This is a genomic window from Pontibacillus marinus BH030004 = DSM 16465, assembly GCF_000425225.1.
GTDB classification, from domain to species: Bacteria; Bacillota; Bacilli; order Bacillales; family BH030062; genus Pontibacillus; species Pontibacillus marinus.
The window spans coordinates 46,251-66,816 of sequence record NZ_AULJ01000035.1; the positions used below are offsets into that span (position 1 = coordinate 46,251).

Here is a 20,566-nt window from a genome sequence, read left to right on the forward strand (position 1 = left end):
AAGTGTTTGACGAATTGCTTTTAAATAAGCTAAACTACTAAATGATCGTAAGTTGTACCATTATTTTTTGCCGATCGTATGAAACAGATCCATAAATCAGACCTATCAGAACGATTATAACCCCTTTTTTAAGGGTAAACAGAAGAAGAGCAAATTCCGGTACACATTTTTAAAGCTTTTGGGAAAGCTAATAAAGGTTATTTTAAATTTAGGATGGAAGAAAGGAAGAGGTGAAGAATTTTGAAACGAACATTAGAAAATGTTGAAGAACAGTTTGAAACGTTTCAAATCTTGAATGAAGACGGCGAAGTCGTGAATGAAGATGCTATGCCAGATCTTTCCGACGAAGACCTACAAGAACTTATGCGTCGTATGGTATATACGCGTATTTTAGACCAGCGTTCAATCGCTTTGAACCGTCAAGGTCGTTTAGGCTTCTATGCACCAACAGCAGGTCAGGAAGCTTCTCAATTAGGAAGTCATTATGCAATGGAAAAAGAGGACTTCTTACTACCAGGTTATCGTGATGTACCACAGCTTATTTGGCATGGTCTTCCACTATACCAAGCATTCTTATTCTCCCGTGGACACTTCCATGGTAACCAAATGGGTGAAACACAAGCAGTACCACCACAAATCATTATCGGTGCGCAAATCACTCAAACTGCTGGTGTAGCACTTGGACTTAAAAAGCGCGGTAAGAAAAACGTTGCTGTAACATACACAGGCGACGGCGGTGCTTCTCAAGGTGACTTCTACGAAGGTATTAACTTTGCTGGTGCATTCAACGCTCCTGCAATTTTCTTCGTTCAGAATAACCGTTATGCAATCTCTGTACCGGTTGAAAAGCAGTCTGCTGCTCAAACAATCGCTCAAAAAGCTGTTGCAGCTGGTATCGAAGGCGTACAAGTTGACGGAATGGACGTACTTGCAGTCTATAAAGCAACACAAGACGCTCGTGAGCGCGCAATTAATGGCGAAGGCCCAACACTTATCGAGACGCTAACGTATCGTTATGGTCCACACACAATGGCTGGTGATGATCCAACTCGTTACCGTACAGAAGAAGACGAAAACGAATGGGAAAAGAAAGACCCACTTAGCCGTTTCCGTAAATTCTTAGAAGGTAAAGGCCTTTGGTCTGAAGAGAAAGAAAACGAAATTATTGAAAATGCTAAAGAAGAAATTAAGGCTGCAGTCAAGAAAGCTGATGAGCAACCTAAACAAAAAGTTACAGACTTAATCTCCATCATGCATGAGGAACTTCCACAGAACCTACAGGAGCAAATGGAAGAATACAAAGAAAAGGAGTCGAAGTAGACCATGGCACAAATGACAATGATCCAAGCCATCACTAATGCGATGCAAACAGAGCTTAAAAATGATGAAAATGTTCTAATCTTCGGCGAAGACGTAGGTCAAAACGGTGGTGTTTTCCGTGCGACTGAAGGACTTCAAAAAGAATTTGGAGAAGATCGTGTATTTGACACGCCACTTGCTGAGTCAGGTATCGGCGGTATGTCAATTGGTCTAGCTCTACAGGGCTTCCGTCCAGTACCAGAGATTCAGTTCTTTGGTTTCGTATTCGAAACAATGGACGCGATTAGTGGTCAAATGGCTCGTATCCGTTACCGCACAGGTAATACTTACAACATGCCGATCACTGTACGTTCACCATTTGGTGGTGGCGTTCATACACCAGAACTTCACGCAGACTCCTTAGAAGGACTTATGGCACAACAGCCAGGACTTCGCGTTGTTATTCCATCAACTCCATATGATGCGAAAGGTCTTCTAATTCAGTCAATCCGTGAAAATGACCCGGTTATTTTCTTAGAGCACATGAAACTTTACCGTTCATTCCGTGCTGAAGTACCTGAAGAAGAGTACACAATCGACTTAGGTAAAGCGGATGTGAAACGTGAAGGTAGCGACGTAACACTTGTTGCTTACGGTGCAATGGTTCACTCTGCTCTTAAAGCAGCTGAACAACTAGAAAAAGACGGTGTACAAGCAGAAGTTATTGACTTACGTACAATCAGCCCGGTTGACTACGAAACAATCATCAACTCAGTTGAAAAAACAAACCGTGTTGTTGTTATTCAAGAAGCTCAAAAGCAAGCTGGAATCGCTGCATCTGTTGCATCTGAAATTCAAGAGCGTGCAATCCTGCACCTTGAAGCTCCAGTACTTCGTGTAGCAGCACCTGACACAGTATACCCATTCTCTTCTGCAGAGGAAGTTTGGTTACCAAATCATAATGACATCTTAGACAAAGTCAACAAAGTAATGAACTTTTAATGCAACCAACGATAGGAGGTAATTGTTGTGGCTTACAATTTTAAGCTGCCGGATATCGGTGAAGGTATCCACGAAGGTGAAATCGCGAAATGGTTTGTAAAAGAAGGCGATGAAGTAAAAGAAGACGACGTTCTTTGTGAAGTACAAAACGATAAAGCTGTTGTAGAAATCCCATCTGCTGTTGAAGGTACGGTACAAAAGCTTCATGTAGGTGAAGGAGAAGTTGCAACAGTAGGTACGACAATTATTACATTAGACGCTCCTGGTTACGAAGGTAACGATGAAGAAGAGGATGCGGGCGAAGAAGAAGCATCTCAAGAGGAGTCTAAGCAAGAAGAATCTAAAGAAGATTCTCAAGAGCAAGCAGACCAAAAGCAAGAGCCTGCTGCTAAACAACAAGATGATGCTGAAGCTGATAACAAGCTTGTTATCGCTATGCCTTCTGTGCGTAAGTACGCTCGTGAAAATGGGGTAAACATTAATCAGGTATCTGGTACAGGCAAGAATGGCCGTGTATTAAAAGATGATATCGATGCTTACCTAAATGGTGATACTCAAGCTGCTGAGCAAACAGAACAGCAAGCTGAAGAAACACCAGCAAAAGAGGAAGCTACACAACAACAAGCGGCTCCACAAGGTCAATACCCTGAGACTCGTGAGAAGATGAGCGGTATGCGTAAAGCGATTGCTAAAGCAATGTCTAACTCTAAGCAAACAGCTCCTCACGTTACTCTAATGGATGAAGTTGACGTTACTGAACTTGTTGCTCACCGCAAGAAGTTCAAGCAAGCAGCTGCAGATCAAGACATCAAGCTAACGTACCTTCCATACGTAGTACGTGCATTAGTTTCTACACTGAAGAAATATCCAATCTTGAACACATCTCTAGATGATGAAACACAAGAGATTGTTCATAAGCATTACTACAACATCGGTATTGCTGCTGACACTGACAAAGGTTTAGTTGTACCAGTTGTTAAAGATGCTGACCGTAAGTCTATTTTCGATATCTCTTCTGAAATTAATGAATTGGCAGTAAAAGCTCGTGATGGTAAACTAACTTCTGAGGAGATGAAAGGTGCTTCTTGCACAATCACAAACATTGGTTCTGCAGGTGGACAGTGGTTCACACCAGTTATCAACCACCCAGAAGTTGCGATCCTTGGCATCGGCCGTATCGCAGAAAAGCCAGTTGTACGTGATGGCGAAGTTGTCGTTGCTCCGGTTCTTGCAATTTCCCTAAGCTTTGACCATCGTATAATTGATGGTGCAACAGCTCAACATGCTATGAACCAAGTTAAACGTTTACTGAACGATCCACAATTAATTATGATGGAGGCGTAACGTATGGTAGTAGGAGATTTTCCAATTGAACTAGACACTCTTGTTGTTGGTGCGGGACCTGGTGGCTATGTAGCTGCTATCCGTGCTGCTCAAGAAGGTCAAAACGTAACAATTGTCGACAAAGGAAACCTTGGAGGCGTATGCCTTAACGTAGGATGTATCCCATCTAAAGCGTTAATTCAAGCGGGTCACCGTTATGAGCATGCTCAAGGTGCAGACGACATGGGTATTCAAACTGAGAACGTATCCATTGACTTTTCCAAGACACAAGAATGGAAAGGCCAAGTTGTTAACAAGCTTACTGGCGGTGTTGAAAGCCTTCTTAAAGGTAACAAAGTAGACATCGTAAAAGGTGAAGTCTATTTCGTAGACAAAAACACTGTAAAAGTTATGGATGATAAGAACTCTCAAACTTACACATTCAACAACTGCATTATTGGAACAGGTTCTCGTCCAATCGAACTTCCGAACTTCAAGTACTCTGATCGCGTAATCAATTCTACTGGTGCGCTAAACCTTAGCGAAATTCCAGAGAAGATGGTTGTAATCGGTGGCGGTTATATCGGTACTGAGCTTGGTACTGCATATGCGAACTTCGGTACTGAAGTTACAATCCTTGAAGGTCAAGAAGACATTCTTTTAGGCTTTGAAAAACAAATGCGTCAGCTTGTTAAGAAGAAGCTTAAGAAGAAAGGCGTTAATGTTGTAACAAACGCTATGGCTCAAGGTGTTGAGGAAAAAGAAGATGGCGTAACTGTAACGTACGAAGCAAAAGGTGAATCACAAACCATTGATGCTGACTACGTACTAGTAACTGTAGGTCGTAAGCCAAACACAGATGAACTTGGTCTTGAGCAAGTTGGTATCGAAATGTCCGACAAAGGTCTTATCCAAATCGATAAGCAGTGTCGTACAAACATCGATAACATCTATGCAATTGGTGATATCGTAGACGGTCCTCCACTAGCTCACAAAGCGTCTTACGAAGGTAAGATTGCTGCAGAAGCTATTAGTGGACACGCATCTGAAATCGACTATCTTGGTATTCCAGCGGTTGTATTCTCTGAACCAGAGCTTGCAACAGTTGGTCACACTGAGGAAAGTGCGAAAGAAGCAGGTTTCGAAGTGAAAGCAGCTAAGTTCCCATTTGCTGCAAATGGACGTGCGCTATCTCTTAACGAAACTGAGGGCTTCTTGAAGCTTGTTACTCGTAAAGAAGATGGTGTCGTACTTGGTGGTCAAATCGCTGGTGCAAATGCTAGTGACATGATCGCTGAGGTAGGCCTTGCAATCGAATCTGGTATGACTGCTGAGGATCTTGCTCTAACAATCCATGCTCACCCATCTCTTGGTGAGATCACAATGGAAGCTGCAGAAGTAGCTCTTGGCAAACCAATTCACACTGTTTAATAATTGCTTCAATCCCCTAATTGACATCTGTCAATTAGGGGATTTTTTGATGCTAAGTATAAAATCAAGAAAAAGCCAAGGAAAGACCTGGTATAGAGGTGTTTCCTTGGCTTTTCTAATGGTATTGATTTAATAAGAAATATTCTCTTGTAAAATCTTTAAGATATCTTGCTTACTTCTTTTCCCTTTAATTGATGCAATCGTCTTACCGTTTTGTTGTATAATCAGAGCAGGATATTGAGAAAAGGAAGGGACTTTTTGTGAATCGCTTCCTTTTTGAGTTAAGGAAAGTTCGCTTAACTGCTCAGGGTACTTGAGTTTCAATTCAAGGATGGCATCAATATATTCCTTTTCTGATTCTACGTTATTTTTTTCTGATAATAAGAGGATTTCATAATTAGAAGGGTTCATTTGATAAATATTCACGGAACTTGCTTGTTGGGCTGAGCATGAGCCTGTTAATAACACTAAAGCAAATGCTAAGGGAAGCCATTTCATCTTCATACAGAGCTTCACCTACCTAAATCTTATGTTTGTCTTATTGTATCAAACAAAACCTTGAAATCAGGCTTTGTTATTGAAATGTTACAAAAATGAAAAATACTCGTTTCATGTTGTTCATATAATGAAATAAAGCACGTCCGTAAAGGTAGGAGAGCGTATATGAAATATGTAATGTTATATAATGGTTTAGGTGTATTGTGGAGTTTATATTTACTTGTGATCCATGTCTCAAAGAAGGATCATTGGTCTTTTCAAGCTATATTGTTCTGTCTCTCGTTTATGTTATTCGTGAGGGTGTTAAGAAAGTACTCTTTTTCTACAGGTCAGGCATGTACTCATTTGATTATTAGTTTTATTGTAATTTATGGAGGTCATTGGGTATTTACGTGGCTCGTGATGTAAAAAGAAAAACCTTGATCACATTAAGTGATCAAGGTTTTTAAATTAGTCATTTTCTTTTGGCTTCCGTTTTTGACGTGTTAATGGATACTTCCTCGCCTCTTCTTGGAATGATTTAAGTAAAGAGAACACCATTAAGATCATAATCATCGCAAAAGGGAAAGCGGCAATAATTGAAGCAGTTTGCAGCGCTCCTAGTCCACCTTGCCAAATAAGAATTGCTGCTGCAGAGGATTGCACAATTCCCCAAATGAATTTCACCTGGTTAGGTGGGTGTAAGCTTCCGTTTGTTGTTTGCATCCCTAATACAAACGTAGCGGAGTCTGCAGACGTAATAAAGAATGTGGAGATGAGCAATATTGCGATAAATGACATAATGCCGCCTAACGGCATATTCTCTAACACGCTAAATAAAGCTACTTCTGAACCATGCTCACTCACTAATTGATTAATATTTGTTCCTTGAAAATACTCTAAATGCACAGCTGTTCCTCCGAATACAGAGAACCATAAACCACCAAAGATCGTAGGAACTAATAGCACACCAAGAATGAATTCCCGTACTGTACGGCCTTTTGATACACGAGCAATAAACGTTCCAACAAATGGAGCCCAAGCTATCCACCATGCCCAGTAGAATACGGTCCAATCTTGGGTCCAAGAGCTTTGTTCAAATGGACTTAATTTAAAACTCATTAGAGGAAGGTTTTGAACATAACTTCCAAGCGTTGTTGTGAATAAGTCCATAATGAAGTTTGTCGGTCCAGCAAACAAAAGGAAGACCATTAAACCCATGGCGAGAACGATGTTTGTGTTACTTAAATATTTGATCCCTTTATTTAATCCGGTTTGTGCTGAGATCATATATAGGAATGTAACGATCAAGATGATGATAAGCTGAAGGGTAAACGTATCAGCCAGTCCATCAAACATATAAGATACTCCACCTGAAATTTGTTTTGCACCAAATCCTAAGGAAGTGGCTACTCCAAAAATGGTAGCGAAAACAGCGATAAAATCAACAAAAGTCCCAATACCACCACTTGTTCTCTTTTCACCTAACAATGGGGTTAAGATGGAACTTATTAAACCTGGTGATTCTTTTCTAAACTGAAAATAGGCTAATGCCAGAGCAATTACAGCGTAAATTCCCCAAGGGTGTAATCCCCAGTGGAAAAAGCTATATCGTAAAGCTTCACGGGCTGCGTTAGCTGTCTCAGGGTCAGAGGTTGGTGGATTGTAATAGTGAGAAATAGGCTCAGCTGCTCCCCAGAAAATCAATCCAATACCCATTCCTGCACTGAATAACATCGCAAACCAGGTTAAGTAAGAGTACTCTGGTTTATCTCCTTCTTTACCAAGAACAATATTTCCATATTTCGAAAAGATTAAGAACAAGGCAAAGATGAGAAAGCCTGTTGCGGATAGTAGGTAAAACCAACCAAACTTACTGACTAAAAACTGTTGAATTCCTCCTGTGACGGTGTTTAAATTGTAATCTGGTAAAGTTTCTTTAGGGATGACACCCCAAATAATGAAAATGATAGCCACAACAAGAGAAAGGAAAAATACCTTCGTTACACTTTTCATGATGACTCCATTCCTTTCTGAATTTCATGTAGTTCGAATCATGCGCATTGTAACGAGGTTTTACAGCATTACGATTTACATTCAATGAGATGATATCGATCCTTAGATATGTCACGAAGTTCTTCTAACACATCATGGAGACAGAGCAACTCATAGATCACAATCGTTTGTGGCGGGAAGTGATGGCGGTATTTGGTTGTGTGCTCGATATGATCTTCCTTCCAGTGCCAAAATTCCTCGTCCAATTGTTCAATGCGATGAAAATGTTCATTTGATATTTCATGCGATGGTGTTCTTAATATTTCCGCGATCGAAGAAATGATACTCTTTATTAAGGTTTTTTCTTCTTGAGTAAACGCATTTTGTTCCAATTGAACGTATTGCAGGTTTCCTAAGTGATAGGTAATTTGTTGTAACATGTTTAATTTCTTTTGAGCATACTGGAAGGCTTTCATCTCTTTCGTAGAGTGACGATGATATTGCCACTCTTCACGTTGGAATTGTGATAGCTGATACGTTTTCTCTAACTGAAATGTAAGTTGCCGATAAGCTTTTTGCATCGATTTTACTTTAGGATTGTCAGCATCTACTAACTTTGGAAAGGTGCACTCTAATATATCCGCAGCTTCATGATATAAGTTGTGAACATTTTGGAAAATTCTTTCCGAGTAATTAGGTGGAAGTAAGACATAATTCACTAAAGTTGAAACCACGATCCCGATAGAAGTGGTGCCTAAACGAATAAAAAATGATGCAATATAATGGCTATCAAAATTCGGGATCATCGCAACAGCTGTTAACGTTGCAACTAGAATTCCATCGTAAAGTTTTAATTTATTACAAATAGCAATGGTTAGCGTTGCTGCTAAAGCATAGGTGATCGCAGTTTTACCAAGGGTTGCAAACGATGATACTGCAATGAATGCGCCTATAGCAGAAGCGGGAAATCTTACAACCGCTTTTTTAATTGAATCAGCTGCTGTGTTCTCGACTGTAACAATAGCTGTTATAACAGCAAAGATCACGGGTAAATCAAACAATAAACAGATAAAAGAAGTAATAAGTACAGAAACCCCTGTCTTTAGGGTTCGACCTCCAAAAAGTTGGAGGTTTTTTAACGCAGATAACATAACCCTCACCTTTATTATTTTTTTAGGAAGTAAATAGTCCTAATTTTTATTGTATAGAAAAAATTTGTTAAAAACCAATAGGATAAGAGACTTTTCTCTTATATAATAAATGTAACATCAAGTACATACCAGATCAGGAGGAACTTTACATGAAAAAATGGGGAAGCTTTGTATTAATATCTTTAATCTTGTTGTTAACCGCTTGTAGTCAATCTGAAACAACAAGTAAGACAGAACAAGATAACAATGACCAAACTTCAACAGAAGAAAATGAACAGAACACTAGTCAAGATAACAATACAGAAGGTTCTGAGCAAGAGGATTCAAAGACAGAGCAAAAAGAAAATGAAAAAAGTGACGAACAAGATCAGAAAGATGAGGAAGAATCAGATAAAGAAGAAGTGAAAGAGCCAAAATATCAAGTGACAGGGAATTGGAGTATTAAACCAATTGGTGATGCGAATGAAAAGGTTGTACTTCTAACCATTGATGATGTTCCCGATAAACACGGTCTTGAAATGGCGAAAACCCTAAAAGAATTAAATGCACCAGCCATCTTTTTTGTAAATGGTCATTTCATTAACACTGAAGAAGAGAAAGAAACGTTGAAAAAAATTCATGAGATGGGCTTTACAATTGGAAACCATACGATGAATCACAAAGCTTTAAAATCAAATGGGAATCCAATAGCGAAAGATATCCAGAGGGAGCAAATCTTAGGTTTAAGTGATTTAATTGAGGAAGTTATAGGGGAGCGACCAAAGTTTTTCCGTGCTCCACATGGTTTGAATACGTACTATTCTATGGAGTTGGCTAAACAAGAAAAAATGGAAGTTATGAACTGGTCCTATGGTTATGATTGGAATCAAAAGTACATGAGTGAAGATGCTATCGCAGATATTATGGTTAACACTCCTTACTTAGGAAATGGTTCTAACCTTCTTATGCATGATCGTGAGTGGACTGCAAAAGCCTTGGATGATATTGTGAAAGGTTTACGTGAAAAAGGTTATGAACTAGTTGATCCAGAAGAGATTAAGACACCATAAACGTTAAAAGGAGCTTGAAAACTCAAGCTCCTTTTTTGTACGTTTATTTTCTTTTATAAAAATACATAACTCTCTCGTTAAATAAATGTAACTCTCCATGTAATTGCTTCGCTAAGAATTTGCCCATCTCATTTCCTTTACCAACATCACCCTGACTCGAACGATCGGGGAGAGTGATTTGAATATATGTAGCTTCTTTACTGTCCTTAAGTGATTTTTGGCTAACACCCATTAATAAATAGCGATATTTTGGATCGTTACCGCGTAGAATTAAGTAATGACCGTTTTCATCTTGTTTTTCTTCAATATCATATGGGAATGCTCGTTGATCATAAGACCATCCTAACTGTTCCCCTGTCTTCGATGTAATATCCGTATAATAAGTGAGTAATTCTAGAACCTGCTCGATGGATATGTCTTGTTGCTTACTGTTCTCTACCAAATAAACAAAAGCATGTTTGCCCACTATATCCAACTCCTATCAAGTATCGTACGTTCATCGTAGCATGAACTTGTCCGCTCGCCAATGAAATTTTCCGTATTGTACCAATCATTGTATGTTGAAAAAGGTGAAGTATGTTAAGAAATAAAGGTTTTACTTCATGAGTGAGTGGAAATATAAGTGTAACAAAAATTTTAATTGTGTCACACTAATTTATGGTTGATTAATTTAGTATGACACATTATAATTAAATTATATTGAAAGCGTTATCAAAAAAACACTTAAAGGGAGTTGAATCAGCGATGGGTACAATTATTTGTCAAGACTGTCAGCGCGTGATCGAACATTTTGAAGATGAGAAGGTCTCAACTCTTTATGGAAACTGCTGCTCCAGCTGTAAAAGCAAAAACAAACATAAAGCATAAAAGAAAAAGCTAACCAGTCTCGACTGGTTAGCTTTTTTAATTACCGAAATGCACGATGTTCTTTAATAACTTTTATATATTCTAATGTTTCATCCTCTGGGCCTTGTACAGGTAAGCCGGCATCTAAATTTTTGTAGATATACTGAATGTTTTCATCGGTAATGATTTCTCCAGGTAAAAAGATTGGAATGCCGGGAGGATAAACCATAACAAACTCGGCACTAATTCTACCGGCAGCATCTTTCATTGGAATCAGTTCAGTCTCCGAATAGAAAGCATCTCTAGGAGACAATGCAAGTAAAGGTATTTCAGGAACTTCTACAAGAAGAGGTTGGGTCTCTTTATCTTGTTTTTGGTGAGCTTCAGAAAGTTCTCTAAGAGCATTTACTAATAAAGATGTCTGTTCCTCTGAGTCTCCCGGTGTAATGATGCATAAGATGTTATATAAGTCTGACAGTTCTACTTCAATATTGTAGTGTTCACGAAGCCAGAGCTCGACATCATATCCTGTAATACCTAGGTGTTTGACAGAGACGATAATTTTCGTTGGATCATAATCGTAAGTTGCCTTTGTCCCTAGGATTTCATCTCCTACACAATATAGGTGAGGAATGATATTAATCGCATCACGTGTGCGACGTGCTAATTGAATGGTTTCTTCTAAAATATGTTCACCTTTAGTAGCAAGATGCATCCGAGCTACGTCTAAGGAAGCTAATAAAATATAGGAAGTGGATGTTGTTGTAAGCATCGAGAGAACGGTTTGCACACGCTCATGAGAAATGAGCTTGCCTCTCATATTTAAAACGGAACTTTGTGTTAAAGACCCCCCAAGCTTATGAACACTCGTGGCAGCAATATCTGCTCCTGCTTGCATAGCTGAAAGAGGAAGATCTTCATGAAAATGAATATGCACACCATGTGCTTCGTCAACTAGCACAGGTACATCATAACGGTGTGAAATATCTACTATACGCTTTAAATCAGCTGATATCCCGAAATATGTGGGGTTTATAACCAATACTCCTTTTGCATCGGGATGAGCTTCTAAGGCCTTCTCAACAGCGTCTGGCGTAATACCATGTGATATCCCTAATGTGTCATCCAATTCGGGGTGAATGAAAATAGGAGTGGCTCCTGAGAAAATAATTGCAGCTGTAACGGATTTATGCACGTTACGCGGAACAATGATTTTGTCTCCAGGTGAACATACCGCCATAATCATCGTCATGATTGCACCACTTGTCCCTTGAACGGAAAAGAAGGTATAGTCAGCTCCAAATGCTTCAGCAGCTAATTGTTGTGCTTCTTTGATCATCCCGTGTGGATGGTGCAGGTCATCAAGAGGACTTATATTAATTAAATCAATTGATAAAGCATTATCTCCAATAAAATTACGAAAAGATTCATCCATACCTTTTCCTTTTTTATGGCCAGGAATATGAAACTGGACAGGCTGTTTGGATGCGTGATTTAAAAGCCCTGTATATAAGGGCGTGTTTTGTTGTGTCAAAAAAACACCTCGTTTTTCTATATCTCACTTCATAAAGCATAGAAATTATAGCAGAAGCGTTTGATTCTGGCTAGCTTTTCTTAACAATATGTCGGAGATTTTTGATAGGATAGATATAGATGAACGCTCGATGGAAAGGAGAGGAATGCATGTCGTATCAAACACGTGTAACAGATCTATTAGGAATTCAGTATCCAATTATACAAGGGGGCTTAGCCTACTTAGCTTACGCAGAACTTGCAGCTGCTGTCTCAAATTCAGGTGGTTTAGGACAAATTACGGCAATGAGCTTAGATAGTCCGGAGAAACTCCGTGAAGAAATACATAAAGTAAAACAAAATACAGATCAACCTTTTGGTGTGAACTACGCTATAGGCCAACATGGTAGACCATTTGAAGATATGGTTCAGGTAGCGATTGACGAGGAAGTTCCGGTAATTTCGGTAACAGGTGGGAATCCGAAGCCAGTGTTAGAAATGGTGAAGGACCATAATATCAAAACTTTGATCCTCGTTGCAGCTAAAAGACAGGCAGTAAAAGCAGAAGAACTTGGTGCTGATGCAGTTATGGTAGTTGGTCAAGAAGGTGGAGGCCATCTTGGACGTGGAGATATTGGTACCTTTGTTTTAACACCACAAGTTGTAGATGCTGTTAATATTCCTGTGATTGCTTCAGGAGGAATTGGAGATGGTCGTGGGTTTATGGCTGCCTTAGCCCTTGGTGCAGAAGGGATTGAGATGGGGACAAGGTTTATTGCTACTAAAGAATGTAAACATGCTCATGAAGCGTATCAGCAAGCTTTACTAGAGGGAGATGAGCAATCTACTGTTGTCATTAAACGTACTCTAGGCACACCTGCTCGAGCTATTAAAAATCCTTGGACAGATAAGATTCTTGAACTAGAAAAAGACGCACCAGGATATGACGTGTTAAAATCGTATATCAGTGGAGAAGCAAACAAACGCTATATTTATGAAGGGCAGGATGATCAAGGTTTTGGCTGGGCTGGTCAAATTTTAGGCCGAATTAACGACATCCCGTCTGTAGCTGAACTATTTAATCGAATGATTCAAGAAGCGGATGATATTCGAAGCAAGTGGTCAACATGAGAGGAGATTAATTGAAATGAGTTCAAATTACAACTATCCCTTAGATACGGAATACTGGTCAACAGAAGAAATCATCGATGTGGTTAACTTTTATCACCTTGTGGAACAAGCCTATGAAAAAGGGGTAAAACAAGATGACCTCATGTTGGCTTATAAACGGTTTAAACAGATCGTTCCTTCTAAAAGTGAAGAGAAGAAATTAGGTTCTCAATTTGAAGAAGAATCTGGTTATTCCATTTACCGTGTCGTCAAAGAAGCTCGCAATGCTTCTTCTGGACAAAAGATCAAAATGTAAGTGAACAGCAAAACCTGTGATAGGTTTTGCTGTTTTTTTTATATTTTTTCCTAAATCATTATTTCATTTCTAATTTTTACATGTTAAATTTTTAATCAGTCAAAAAAATAGGTAAAATTTTGAAACTTTATAAAACACTTTTCGTATGAACTAGAAAAGCAAGATATGTATCGGAGGTTTGCCATTGTCATGAAAAGAATCACGAAACATTTTAAGTCCATTGCATTGTCTGGAATTTTACTGTTCTCAGTAGGTTGTACAGACTCGAACGAAGAAAGTAAAAGCGTAAACCCTCAAGAAGAAAGTGAAAGTGTCCAAAATATTCGATCCATTTTACAAGAAGAGTTAAACGGTCCTAATGAAGAGCTCGACAGTATATGGGATGGTCTTCACTCGGCGGAGTTTGGTAGCGAAAAGTATAAAGAGTACTTCGAGAAGAGAGGGGAGTACATTAAGGAACATTTTAAACCGTATGTGAGTAAACGCTTTTATGAGGCCTATGCAATTAAATCGAATATGGCCAATCGTTTCTTGAGGGATGCATATAGGAATGGTTATGAGTTAAACGTTGAAGATATAATGATTAAAGAAAGTGAAACCACTGAAAACTCTTATAATTTTACTGTTGATGTATCCTACGTGAAAGATGGAAATAATGATCCTCAAACAATTCAAGTTAAAGGGTTAATGAACACAAATGAAGAGGGAAAAGTAGTTAGAATTCACCTTCATAATAGCTCAGAGCTTGACTATGCCATAGGAGAGCCTGCCAAAGGACATATTCATTTTGTTTTAAACAAGAAGTTTAATAGTCACGAGCAACTGGACAGGATCTTGAATAATGATAGTCGGAGCATTGGTGATTATGTTGAAGAAAGATTATTGGTGCATTACAGTGAAAAAGTGGATGAAATGGACGTAAAAATTGCCTCATTAAATTTCCAAGAAATTGCGCACGAAAATGGCTATAAGCTGAAGGCTGAAGAGATTACACTGGAGGAAAGCGAAACCGCAGAAAATACTTATAAATTTAGCGTGGAAGTAGCTTATACAAAGGATGGAAGTGATGATTCTAAAACAATAAAGGTAAGAGGGTTAATCAATACTGATGAGAAAGGGAAAATTGTTGAATTCAACACACAAAACGGTGAAGAACTGGTAAATGCCTTAAGAAAATAAACTATTAAAGCCCCTAGTTGTCAACTAGGGGCTTATCCATTAGATATACAAATAACAATAAAACCCGCTCAGAGCATGATGCCCTGAGCGGTTTAGTCTAGTTTATTTATTCTTCTTTTTGTCAGCTCTTTCGCGTTCGCTCTTGTTAAGGATTTGCTTACGTAGGCGAACGTTTTCTGGAGTAACTTCACAGAACTCGTCATCATCAAGGTACTGAATCGCTTCTTCAAGCGTCATCTTACGTGTACCTTTGATTGTGTTTGTCTGATCTTTCGTAGCAGAGCGGACGTTTGTTAGGTGTTTTTCTTTTGTGATGTTAACAGTTAAGTCATTTTCACGGTTGTGCTCACCAACAATCATACCTGCATAAACCTCTGTAGTTGGTTCTACGAAGATTGTACCACGGTCTTCAAGTTGCATGATACCATATGTGGAAGCTTTACCGTTTTCAAGTGCAACAAGTACACCACGTCGACGGCCACCTACAGTACCTTCAACTACAGGTTCATAACCATCGAATGTGTGGTTGATGATGCCGTAACCACGTGTTTGGGACATGAATTCTGTCGCATACCCAATTAGACCACGGGATGGTACTTTAAATTCTAAACGAACTTGGCCGTTACCATCGTTCATCATGTCGACCATTTCACCTTTACGATAACCAATAGATTCCATAACGGTACCCTGATAATCTTCTGGAACGTCGATTTGAACGCGCTCTACTGGTTCACACTTAACGCCATCGATTTCTTTGATGATAACCTGTGGCTTGGAAAGTTGAAGCTCATAGCCTTCACGGCGCATGTTTTCAATCAGGATAGAAAGGTGAAGCTCACCGCGTCCACTTACGACCCATTTATCTGGAGACTCAGTCTCTTCAACACGTAAACTTACATCTGTTTCAAGCTGTGTTAATAAGCGCTCTTCAATTTTACGTGCTGTGATGAACTTACCTTCTTTACCAGCAAAAGGACTGTTATTAACAAGGAATGTCATCTGTAGTGTTGGTTCATCGATACGTGGAATAGGAAGTGCCTCTTGGTGATCAACAGGCGTTACCGTTTCACCTACGTTAATGCCTTCCATTCCTGCTATAGCTACAATGTCTCCAGCTTTAGCTTCTTGAATTTCAATACGTTTCAACCCAATAAATCCAAATAACTTCGAAATTCTGAAGTTTTGAACGGATCCATCTTTCTTCATAAGGGAAACTTGTTGTCCAACGCTAATGGAGCCTCTGAACACACGCCCAATTCCGATACGGCCAACATACTCGTTGTAATCAAGTAAGGTGATTTGGAATTGAAGTGGATCCTCAGCGTTATCAACTGGTGCTGGAATATGATCAAGAATCGTTGTGAAAATTGGATCCATTGTTTCATTTTGTTCTTCAGGTTCATGACCAGAAGTACCTTGAAGGGCGGAAGCATAGACAACTGGGAATTCGCACTGGTCATCGTCTGCTCCTAGTTCAATGAATAGGTCCAATACTTCGTCTACAACTTCTTCAGGACGGGCATTTGGACGGTCAATTTTGTTTAGTACAACAACCGGTGTTAATTTTTGCTCTAAAGCCTTTTTAAGCACAAAGCGTGTTTGTGGCATACAACCTTCATAGGCATCTACTACAAGTAAAACACCATCAACCATTTTCATAATACGCTCAACTTCACCACCGAAGTCGGCGTGACCAGGTGTGTCAAGAATGTTGATGTGTGTGTCGTTGTACGAGATTGCTGTGTTTTTCGCTAAAATCGTAATACCTCGCTCTTTTTCGAGGTCGTTGGAGTCCATTGCGCGATCATCAACATGCTCGTTATCACGGAATGTACCAGAATGGTGAAGCATCTGGTCTACTAGAGTTGTTTTGCCGTGGTCAACGTGTGCGATGATGGCAATGTTTCGAAGATCCTGTCTAACGTTCATTAATATATACTCTCCTCTGTTTTCGAATCGCGTTCGCTTCTGAACTTGACTATTATAACATAAATAGGAATTCTAAAACGCTACTTACCATCAATCACCATAACAAATTTACATAACTTTGTCGAAAATACGGTAGAAAGAGAGGGAAATGAACATAGAAAACTCCTACCAAATAGTCATGGTAGGAGGGGTTTGATTAATCAATTTCCTTTGTTAAACGATATAGATATTCTAACGTTTTAAAGGTTTCTTCACATTTGTTGATGAATGCATCACGATCTTCTAAAATGACATCGTTTCGATCAATATGAATTCCACAAAGGATTTCAGCTTTTTTTACATTTTGTAATCTGTCTACAAGCTGCTGAAAATCTTCCTTTGAAAGATCTTTATGTGGAATGCCTTCAGGCTTTGTGTGATCCTTTGACCATACGAATTCTGCAGGAATATGGTCGATCAATTCTTCCTTATGCTTATCTAATACTCTTGCGTAATCTTCTTTTATTGGACTTTCATAAATCATAGCAAACCAAAGGAATACGTGACTTTCCCACATACCTATTTGGAAGTGAGGAAGCTTCTTATACCCTCTCTTGTTGCTTGCCAATGATGCCCATGTATCATTAGGAGGGTTTGTTTTTCGTCGTGCATGTTTAGCAACGTGAACATGCATTTCATCTCCTGTTAATGAAGTTATGTAAGGAGCAAGCTCTTCTGCGATTGCTTCTAACTTAGGGGAAACATTTGATCTTAGAGCTTCCATTCGGTTCTCTAAACCTTCTATTGAAAACACATCAAAATCTTCTTGTGTAAAACCGTTAAAAGTAGCCACTATATGATCTCCTTTCGCATTTGTCGAATGTTCGATATTTTTTCTTTTCAAAGTTTATCACATCTACAAGTGAAAACCCAATTAACACAATCCAGAGGTTTGAAATAGGTCAAAATGGGATAAATAAAAGAGTAAGAAATTAAATGATTAGAACATGTTCTGAGTCACTATATAAACTACTAGATACTCTCAAAAGGAGTTGACAAAGATGAAACGTGTTATTGATGCTTTACGTGAAAAAGAAGTGATGGAAAGATTACCAGTTGTGCGTATGGAAATAGATTATGAGTTAATGATGTTACACGAAGCTATGAAAAACGAAGATGAAGACCAAAAGGTACAGTCAAAAGAACGGTTAGAGAAACTACGCAATGAATTGTTACAGTTAAACGTCTCTTAAAACGGAGAGTAACATAGTTGATCGAAAGGCCTTTGTACAATAATTTTTGAAATCCTGCCCGAATGAGTGGTGGGATTTCTTTATTTTGTACAAATGAACTCATGGAAAGTGTACAACTGGAAATGGTAAGAGATGAAGATCATTTAGGTTTTTGATACGATAAAGGATGAACCACAAGAGAAGGAGCCTATATACATGACTGATGCAAATATACAAAACATATATGACCAAGCAAAAAAATGGGTTCTAGAAGCAGGGGAGCGATTGCGAACGAAAATGCATCAACCTCTTGTAATAGAAACAAAGTCAGATGCAAATGACCTTGTAACTGAGATGGACCAGGAAACAGAACGATTTTTTGCTGAACATATTCGAAATACTTTCCCTGAGCACCGAGTTTTAGGGGAAGAAGGTTTTGGGGATGAGGTGAGTGATTTAGATGGGACTGTATGGATTGTCGATCCCATTGATGGCACTATGAATTTTGTCCACCAGAAACAGAACTTCGCGATCTCTGTAGGGATTTATCAGGATGGCGTAGGTGTTATTGGGTTGATATATGATGTTATGGCTGATTGTCTTTATCATGCTATTAAGGATCAAGGTGCCTATAAGAATGATGAGAAGTTAAAGGAACTAAAAGAAGTACAACTCGATAGTTCCATCCTTTGTTTAAACAGCTTCTGGACTATTGAAAATAGACGTGTTCATGAAGATGGTACGCAAGCATTAGTGAGAAAAGTTCGTGGTACAAGATCGTATGGATCAGCTGCACTTGAATTTGCGTATGTAGCAGAAGGAAGTATTGATGCTTATATTACCATGCGCCTTGCTCCTTGGGATATTGCAGCAGGGGTTATCCTCGTGAATGAAGTAGGGGGCGTAACAACCCAGGCTGATGGAAGTGCTTTAGACATGGTAGGTAAAAATTCTGTGATTACCGGTAACCCATCTATTCATAACGAAATTATCGATGATTACATTAAATTGAAATAAAAAAATTCTACCACTGGTAAAGGTGGTAGAATTTTTTTTAGTTAGACATCCTGCGTTTACGTTTTAAAGTGAAACCAAAGCCCATTACCGAAAAGCCTAATAACAAAATAACAAAAGACCATATGTAAGCTTTATAACTGATGGCTACGGCAACGAGCATAAAACAAAAGACAGCAAGGAGTGCTAATAATAGCATAGGTACGTCGATCTTTTTCATCATGTCACCTCATTGGAATAGTTATGTTTAGTGTATCGCAATTTTTCTATTTTGAAAATGTACGTAAGAATAGGGTGGCAGGATATACGTAGATTTAGTATCATAAAAAGAGAAAATTAAGCATTCTAGAAGGTTTAGGAGGAACACCTATGAGCGTAGCAGATTCGCCTATAACAAGTTTTCTGTTTCGAAATGTTAACTTAAATGATGAAAGTGATGTTGGACAAGCCATTCGAGCAGCAATAATTCTCTATTTTATTATTCTAGCTCTAGCTATTGTTACATATAAATTAGGGTTCGCAAAAAAATTACCTGTATTAAAATCAGCAGTAATCTACGTTGTCCTTGCATTAGGTTGTATGATGTTAACGGTATTAGCTGTATTTGGTTTACCAATTGCAGAAGGATTAGTCGTATCATCTCTGATTTTAGGGATCTATCGCTTTAGACTTCATAATGAGCGTAAGGACAGAGAAGCATAAGGGGGAGGTTGTTAGATGCGTTCTATGCAGGATGCGGTTTACAATTGGCTTTCTATACAGATTGTGGCGGATGAACGTCCGGATGATCAATCGGCGGTTGATACAGCAGCGTTTTTTTGGGATATGCTCCAGAAGGATCATCACTTAGAAGATGTTGATGTTAAGAAACTTGAAGATATGTACTTTGTGACCTGTCATACATCGACCGAAAAAAGAGAATTTAGGTTTCCGTTAGAGTTAATCGACTGCATGAATGATACCATCAAGAACGAACCTCATAAATTTCAAAATTATGAATAAAGGCTGTCCATTTTTGGACAGCCTTTTATTTGCTCTATTTTAGCTTAATAAATGATCTTCTTTTTCTGGTTGACGATACATTTTAAAATTGCCAGTGGCATGGCGAGCTCTAGTTTTTTCAGCAATTCGCTCATTGCAGCTTGTACACATGAATGTATGAATTCTACGATTTCTCATACGTTTAGCTTGCAAAGAGTTACTGTCAATATTTTGAGCTGTATCACAAATAACACATTTTACGCGCATGTATATTCACCTCATTTATCTCTCTCTTTGCCTACTCATTATAACATGAGCTGCTTCAGTATTCGAATGTTTATTCGATATTAAATTCATAAAATTCTAACATAAAGGATTGTTCATGAAATTTTATTCAAGATTGTGGCAGGATTGTTGAAGACTTGATTCCGAGATATTGGTTGGGAGAAGTCCGTTACTGTTGAGGAATTTGTTGCGGTCAGTGAAACGGCAAGCCTGTTGTGGAAGAAAAGCCGAGCCTCCTCGTGCCTGCGGGGTCTCGTCTTCCCTTTGTTACCACGACAGTTTGCCGTTTCCTTCCCTCCACGCGATTATGGAGATTAACGGACCAGTATTTGGACTTTCCCACCTCATATGGATTGGAATTCTTATTCATAGAAGTTGCTCACACCCTTGTCATGATAGGATTATACTACTGGAATCAGAACAACCTCTCCCAGAACTACGGCGGTTCCGTTAGTC

Annotated in this window: 23 protein-coding genes; 14 read left to right on the plus strand and 9 right to left on the minus strand. The window is 38.9% G+C overall.

Going from position 1 to position 20,566, the window contains the following annotated elements; translation table 11 throughout:
* Positions 1–240: 240 nt before the first annotated feature.
* Genes pdhA through lpdA form a run of 4 tightly spaced genes read left to right on the plus strand, consistent with a single transcriptional unit; the run spans position 241 to position 5,055 of the window.
* Positions 241–1,320 carry a pyruvate dehydrogenase (acetyl-transferring) E1 component subunit alpha gene (pdhA, locus tag H514_RS0107940; protein WP_027446476.1) on the plus strand — a complete coding sequence of 360 codons (1,080 nt, stop codon included), beginning with the start codon at positions 241–243 and terminating at the stop codon, positions 1,318–1,320.
* A 3-nt stretch (positions 1,321–1,323) separates the two neighbouring features.
* Complete coding sequence (locus H514_RS0107945) at positions 1,324–2,301, plus strand: alpha-ketoacid dehydrogenase subunit beta (protein WP_027446477.1); 978 nt, start codon at positions 1,324–1,326, stop codon at positions 2,299–2,301.
* A gap of 27 nt (positions 2,302–2,328) precedes the next feature.
* Positions 2,329–3,645 (plus strand): dihydrolipoamide acetyltransferase family protein, encoded by a 1,317-nt coding sequence (locus H514_RS0107950; RefSeq protein WP_027446478.1) that lies wholly within the window; start codon positions 2,329–2,331, stop codon positions 3,643–3,645.
* 3 nt (positions 3,646–3,648) lie between these two features.
* Positions 3,649–5,055, plus strand: coding sequence for a dihydrolipoyl dehydrogenase (lpdA, locus tag H514_RS0107955; RefSeq protein ID WP_027446479.1), 1,407 nt, complete (start codon positions 3,649–3,651; stop codon positions 5,053–5,055).
* A gap of 129 nt (positions 5,056–5,184) precedes the next feature.
* On the opposite strand, the gene H514_RS0107965 is transcribed toward lpdA, so the two are convergent.
* Positions 5,185–5,559 carry a hypothetical protein gene (locus H514_RS0107965; protein ID WP_027446480.1) on the minus strand — a complete coding sequence of 125 codons (375 nt, stop codon included), beginning with the start codon at positions 5,557–5,559 and terminating at the stop codon, positions 5,185–5,187.
* Positions 5,560–5,718: 159 nt separating this feature from the next.
* Between H514_RS0107965 and H514_RS0107970 the strand changes: the two genes are divergently transcribed.
* On the plus strand, positions 5,719–5,961 hold the full coding sequence (locus H514_RS0107970) for a hypothetical protein (RefSeq protein WP_027446481.1): 243 nt from the start codon (positions 5,719–5,721) through the stop codon (positions 5,959–5,961).
* A gap of 42 nt (positions 5,962–6,003) precedes the next feature.
* Here the strand turns inward: H514_RS0107970 and H514_RS0107975 are convergent, their stop codons facing one another.
* Positions 6,004–7,548, minus strand: a complete 1,545-nt coding sequence (locus H514_RS0107975; protein WP_027446482.1) for a glycine betaine uptake BCCT transporter — start codon at positions 7,546–7,548, stop codon at positions 6,004–6,006.
* 68 nt (positions 7,549–7,616) lie between these two features.
* Positions 7,617–8,678 carry an FUSC family protein gene (locus H514_RS0107980; protein ID WP_027446483.1) on the minus strand — a complete coding sequence of 354 codons (1,062 nt, stop codon included), beginning with the start codon at positions 8,676–8,678 and terminating at the stop codon, positions 7,617–7,619.
* Between the two features lie 149 nt (positions 8,679–8,827).
* Between H514_RS0107980 and H514_RS0107985 the strand changes: the two genes are divergently transcribed.
* Positions 8,828–9,727: a polysaccharide deacetylase family protein gene (locus tag H514_RS0107985; RefSeq protein ID WP_027446484.1), complete on the plus strand. Its 900-nt coding sequence runs from the start codon at positions 8,828–8,830 to the stop codon at positions 9,725–9,727.
* Positions 9,728–9,770: 43 nt separating this feature from the next.
* Here the strand turns inward: H514_RS0107985 and H514_RS0107990 are convergent, their stop codons facing one another.
* Positions 9,771–10,193, minus strand: a complete 423-nt coding sequence (locus H514_RS0107990; RefSeq protein WP_051255084.1) for a DUF1885 family protein — start codon at positions 10,191–10,193, stop codon at positions 9,771–9,773.
* Positions 10,194–10,471: 278 nt separating this feature from the next.
* Here H514_RS0107990 and H514_RS24295 point away from each other — a divergent pair, with 278 nt between their 5' ends.
* Complete coding sequence (locus tag H514_RS24295) at positions 10,472–10,594, plus strand: GapA-binding peptide SR1P (RefSeq protein ID WP_081672969.1); 123 nt, start codon at positions 10,472–10,474, stop codon at positions 10,592–10,594.
* Positions 10,595–10,634: 40 nt separating this feature from the next.
* Here the strand turns inward: H514_RS24295 and H514_RS0107995 are convergent, their stop codons facing one another.
* Positions 10,635–12,107, minus strand: coding sequence for an aminotransferase class I/II-fold pyridoxal phosphate-dependent enzyme (locus H514_RS0107995; protein ID WP_027446486.1), 1,473 nt, complete (start codon positions 12,105–12,107; stop codon positions 10,635–10,637).
* A 149-nt stretch (positions 12,108–12,256) separates the two neighbouring features.
* Between H514_RS0107995 and H514_RS0108000 the strand changes: the two genes are divergently transcribed.
* From H514_RS0108000 to H514_RS0108010, 3 genes are all read left to right on the plus strand, one after another.
* Positions 12,257–13,216 (plus strand): NAD(P)H-dependent flavin oxidoreductase, encoded by a 960-nt coding sequence (locus H514_RS0108000; protein ID WP_027446487.1) that lies wholly within the window; start codon positions 12,257–12,259, stop codon positions 13,214–13,216.
* 16 nt (positions 13,217–13,232) lie between these two features.
* A complete protein-coding gene (locus H514_RS0108005; RefSeq protein WP_036842739.1) occupies positions 13,233–13,511 on the plus strand; it encodes a UPF0223 family protein in 279 nt (92 codons plus the stop codon).
* Positions 13,512–13,700: 189 nt separating this feature from the next.
* Positions 13,701–14,690 carry a hypothetical protein gene (locus tag H514_RS0108010; RefSeq protein ID WP_027446489.1) on the plus strand — a complete coding sequence of 330 codons (990 nt, stop codon included), beginning with the start codon at positions 13,701–13,703 and terminating at the stop codon, positions 14,688–14,690.
* Positions 14,691–14,792: 102 nt separating this feature from the next.
* Here the strand turns inward: H514_RS0108010 and typA are convergent, their stop codons facing one another.
* Together typA and H514_RS0108020 are read right to left on the minus strand one after the other, a co-directional pair.
* A complete protein-coding gene (gene typA / locus H514_RS0108015; protein ID WP_027446490.1) occupies positions 14,793–16,619 on the minus strand; it encodes a translational GTPase TypA in 1,827 nt (608 codons plus the stop codon).
* Between the two features lie 196 nt (positions 16,620–16,815).
* The gene (locus H514_RS0108020) at positions 16,816–17,451 is read right to left on the minus strand and encodes a YktB family protein (protein ID WP_027446491.1); all 636 of its coding nucleotides are present in this window, start codon (positions 17,449–17,451) and stop codon (positions 16,816–16,818) included.
* A 208-nt stretch (positions 17,452–17,659) separates the two neighbouring features.
* On the opposite strand from H514_RS0108020, the gene H514_RS0108025 reads away from it, so the two are divergent.
* Together H514_RS0108025 and H514_RS0108030 are read left to right on the plus strand one after the other, a co-directional pair.
* Positions 17,660–17,851, plus strand: a complete 192-nt coding sequence (locus H514_RS0108025; protein ID WP_027446492.1) for a hypothetical protein — start codon at positions 17,660–17,662, stop codon at positions 17,849–17,851.
* A gap of 195 nt (positions 17,852–18,046) precedes the next feature.
* Positions 18,047–18,847 carry an inositol monophosphatase family protein gene (locus H514_RS0108030; RefSeq protein WP_027446493.1) on the plus strand — a complete coding sequence of 267 codons (801 nt, stop codon included), beginning with the start codon at positions 18,047–18,049 and terminating at the stop codon, positions 18,845–18,847.
* A gap of 37 nt (positions 18,848–18,884) precedes the next feature.
* On the opposite strand, the gene H514_RS0108035 is transcribed toward H514_RS0108030, so the two are convergent.
* A complete protein-coding gene (locus tag H514_RS0108035; RefSeq protein WP_027446494.1) occupies positions 18,885–19,064 on the minus strand; it encodes a DUF5325 family protein in 180 nt (59 codons plus the stop codon).
* 149 nt (positions 19,065–19,213) lie between these two features.
* Between H514_RS0108035 and H514_RS0108040 the strand changes: the two genes are divergently transcribed.
* A complete protein-coding gene (locus tag H514_RS0108040) occupies positions 19,214–19,546 on the plus strand; it encodes a YlaH-like family protein (RefSeq protein WP_051255085.1) in 333 nt (110 codons plus the stop codon).
* A 15-nt stretch (positions 19,547–19,561) separates the two neighbouring features.
* Positions 19,562–19,846, plus strand: a complete 285-nt coding sequence (locus H514_RS0108045; protein WP_027446496.1) for a hypothetical protein — start codon at positions 19,562–19,564, stop codon at positions 19,844–19,846.
* A 39-nt stretch (positions 19,847–19,885) separates the two neighbouring features.
* Here the strand turns inward: H514_RS0108045 and H514_RS0108050 are convergent, their stop codons facing one another.
* Positions 19,886–20,092, minus strand: a complete 207-nt coding sequence (locus H514_RS0108050; RefSeq protein ID WP_027446497.1) for a YlaI family protein — start codon at positions 20,090–20,092, stop codon at positions 19,886–19,888.
* Between the last annotated feature and the right edge of the window lie 474 nt (positions 20,093–20,566).

What these genes read in the sequence shown, in the direction of transcription:
- H514_RS0107945 (WP_027446477.1), top strand. Translation starts at nt 1,324, where the DNA reads ATGGCACAAATGACAATGATCCAAGCCATCACTAATGCGATGCAAACA.
- lpdA (WP_027446479.1), top strand. Translation starts at nt 3,649, where the DNA reads ATGGTAGTAGGAGATTTTCCAATTGAACTAGACACTCTTGTTGTTGGT.
- H514_RS0107965 (WP_027446480.1), bottom strand. Translation starts at nt 5,559, where the DNA reads ATGAAGATGAAATGGCTTCCCTTAGCATTTGCTTTAGTGTTATTAACA.
- H514_RS0107970 (WP_027446481.1), top strand. Translation starts at nt 5,719, where the DNA reads ATGAAATATGTAATGTTATATAATGGTTTAGGTGTATTGTGGAGTTTA.
- H514_RS0107975 (WP_027446482.1), bottom strand. Translation starts at nt 7,548, where the DNA reads ATGAAAAGTGTAACGAAGGTATTTTTCCTTTCTCTTGTTGTGGCTATC.
- H514_RS0107980 (WP_027446483.1), bottom strand. Translation starts at nt 8,678, where the DNA reads ATGTTATCTGCGTTAAAAAACCTCCAACTTTTTGGAGGTCGAACCCTA.
- H514_RS0107985 (WP_027446484.1), top strand. Translation starts at nt 8,828, where the DNA reads ATGAAAAAATGGGGAAGCTTTGTATTAATATCTTTAATCTTGTTGTTA.
- H514_RS24295 (WP_081672969.1), top strand. Translation starts at nt 10,472, where the DNA reads ATGGGTACAATTATTTGTCAAGACTGTCAGCGCGTGATCGAACATTTT.
- H514_RS0108000 (WP_027446487.1), top strand. Translation starts at nt 12,257, where the DNA reads ATGTCGTATCAAACACGTGTAACAGATCTATTAGGAATTCAGTATCCA.
- H514_RS0108005 (WP_036842739.1), top strand. Translation starts at nt 13,233, where the DNA reads ATGAGTTCAAATTACAACTATCCCTTAGATACGGAATACTGGTCAACA.
- H514_RS0108010 (WP_027446489.1), top strand. Translation starts at nt 13,701, where the DNA reads ATGAAAAGAATCACGAAACATTTTAAGTCCATTGCATTGTCTGGAATT.
- typA (WP_027446490.1), bottom strand. Translation starts at nt 16,619, where the DNA reads ATGAACGTTAGACAGGATCTTCGAAACATTGCCATCATCGCACACGTT.
- H514_RS0108025 (WP_027446492.1), top strand. Translation starts at nt 17,660, where the DNA reads ATGAAACGTGTTATTGATGCTTTACGTGAAAAAGAAGTGATGGAAAGA.
- H514_RS0108030 (WP_027446493.1), top strand. Translation starts at nt 18,047, where the DNA reads ATGACTGATGCAAATATACAAAACATATATGACCAAGCAAAAAAATGG.
- H514_RS0108035 (WP_027446494.1), bottom strand. Translation starts at nt 19,064, where the DNA reads ATGAAAAAGATCGACGTACCTATGCTATTATTAGCACTCCTTGCTGTC.
- H514_RS0108040 (WP_051255085.1), top strand. Translation starts at nt 19,214, where the DNA reads ATGAGCGTAGCAGATTCGCCTATAACAAGTTTTCTGTTTCGAAATGTT.
- H514_RS0108045 (WP_027446496.1), top strand. Translation starts at nt 19,562, where the DNA reads ATGCGTTCTATGCAGGATGCGGTTTACAATTGGCTTTCTATACAGATT.
- H514_RS0108050 (WP_027446497.1), bottom strand. Translation starts at nt 20,092, where the DNA reads ATGCGCGTAAAATGTGTTATTTGTGATACAGCTCAAAATATTGACAGT.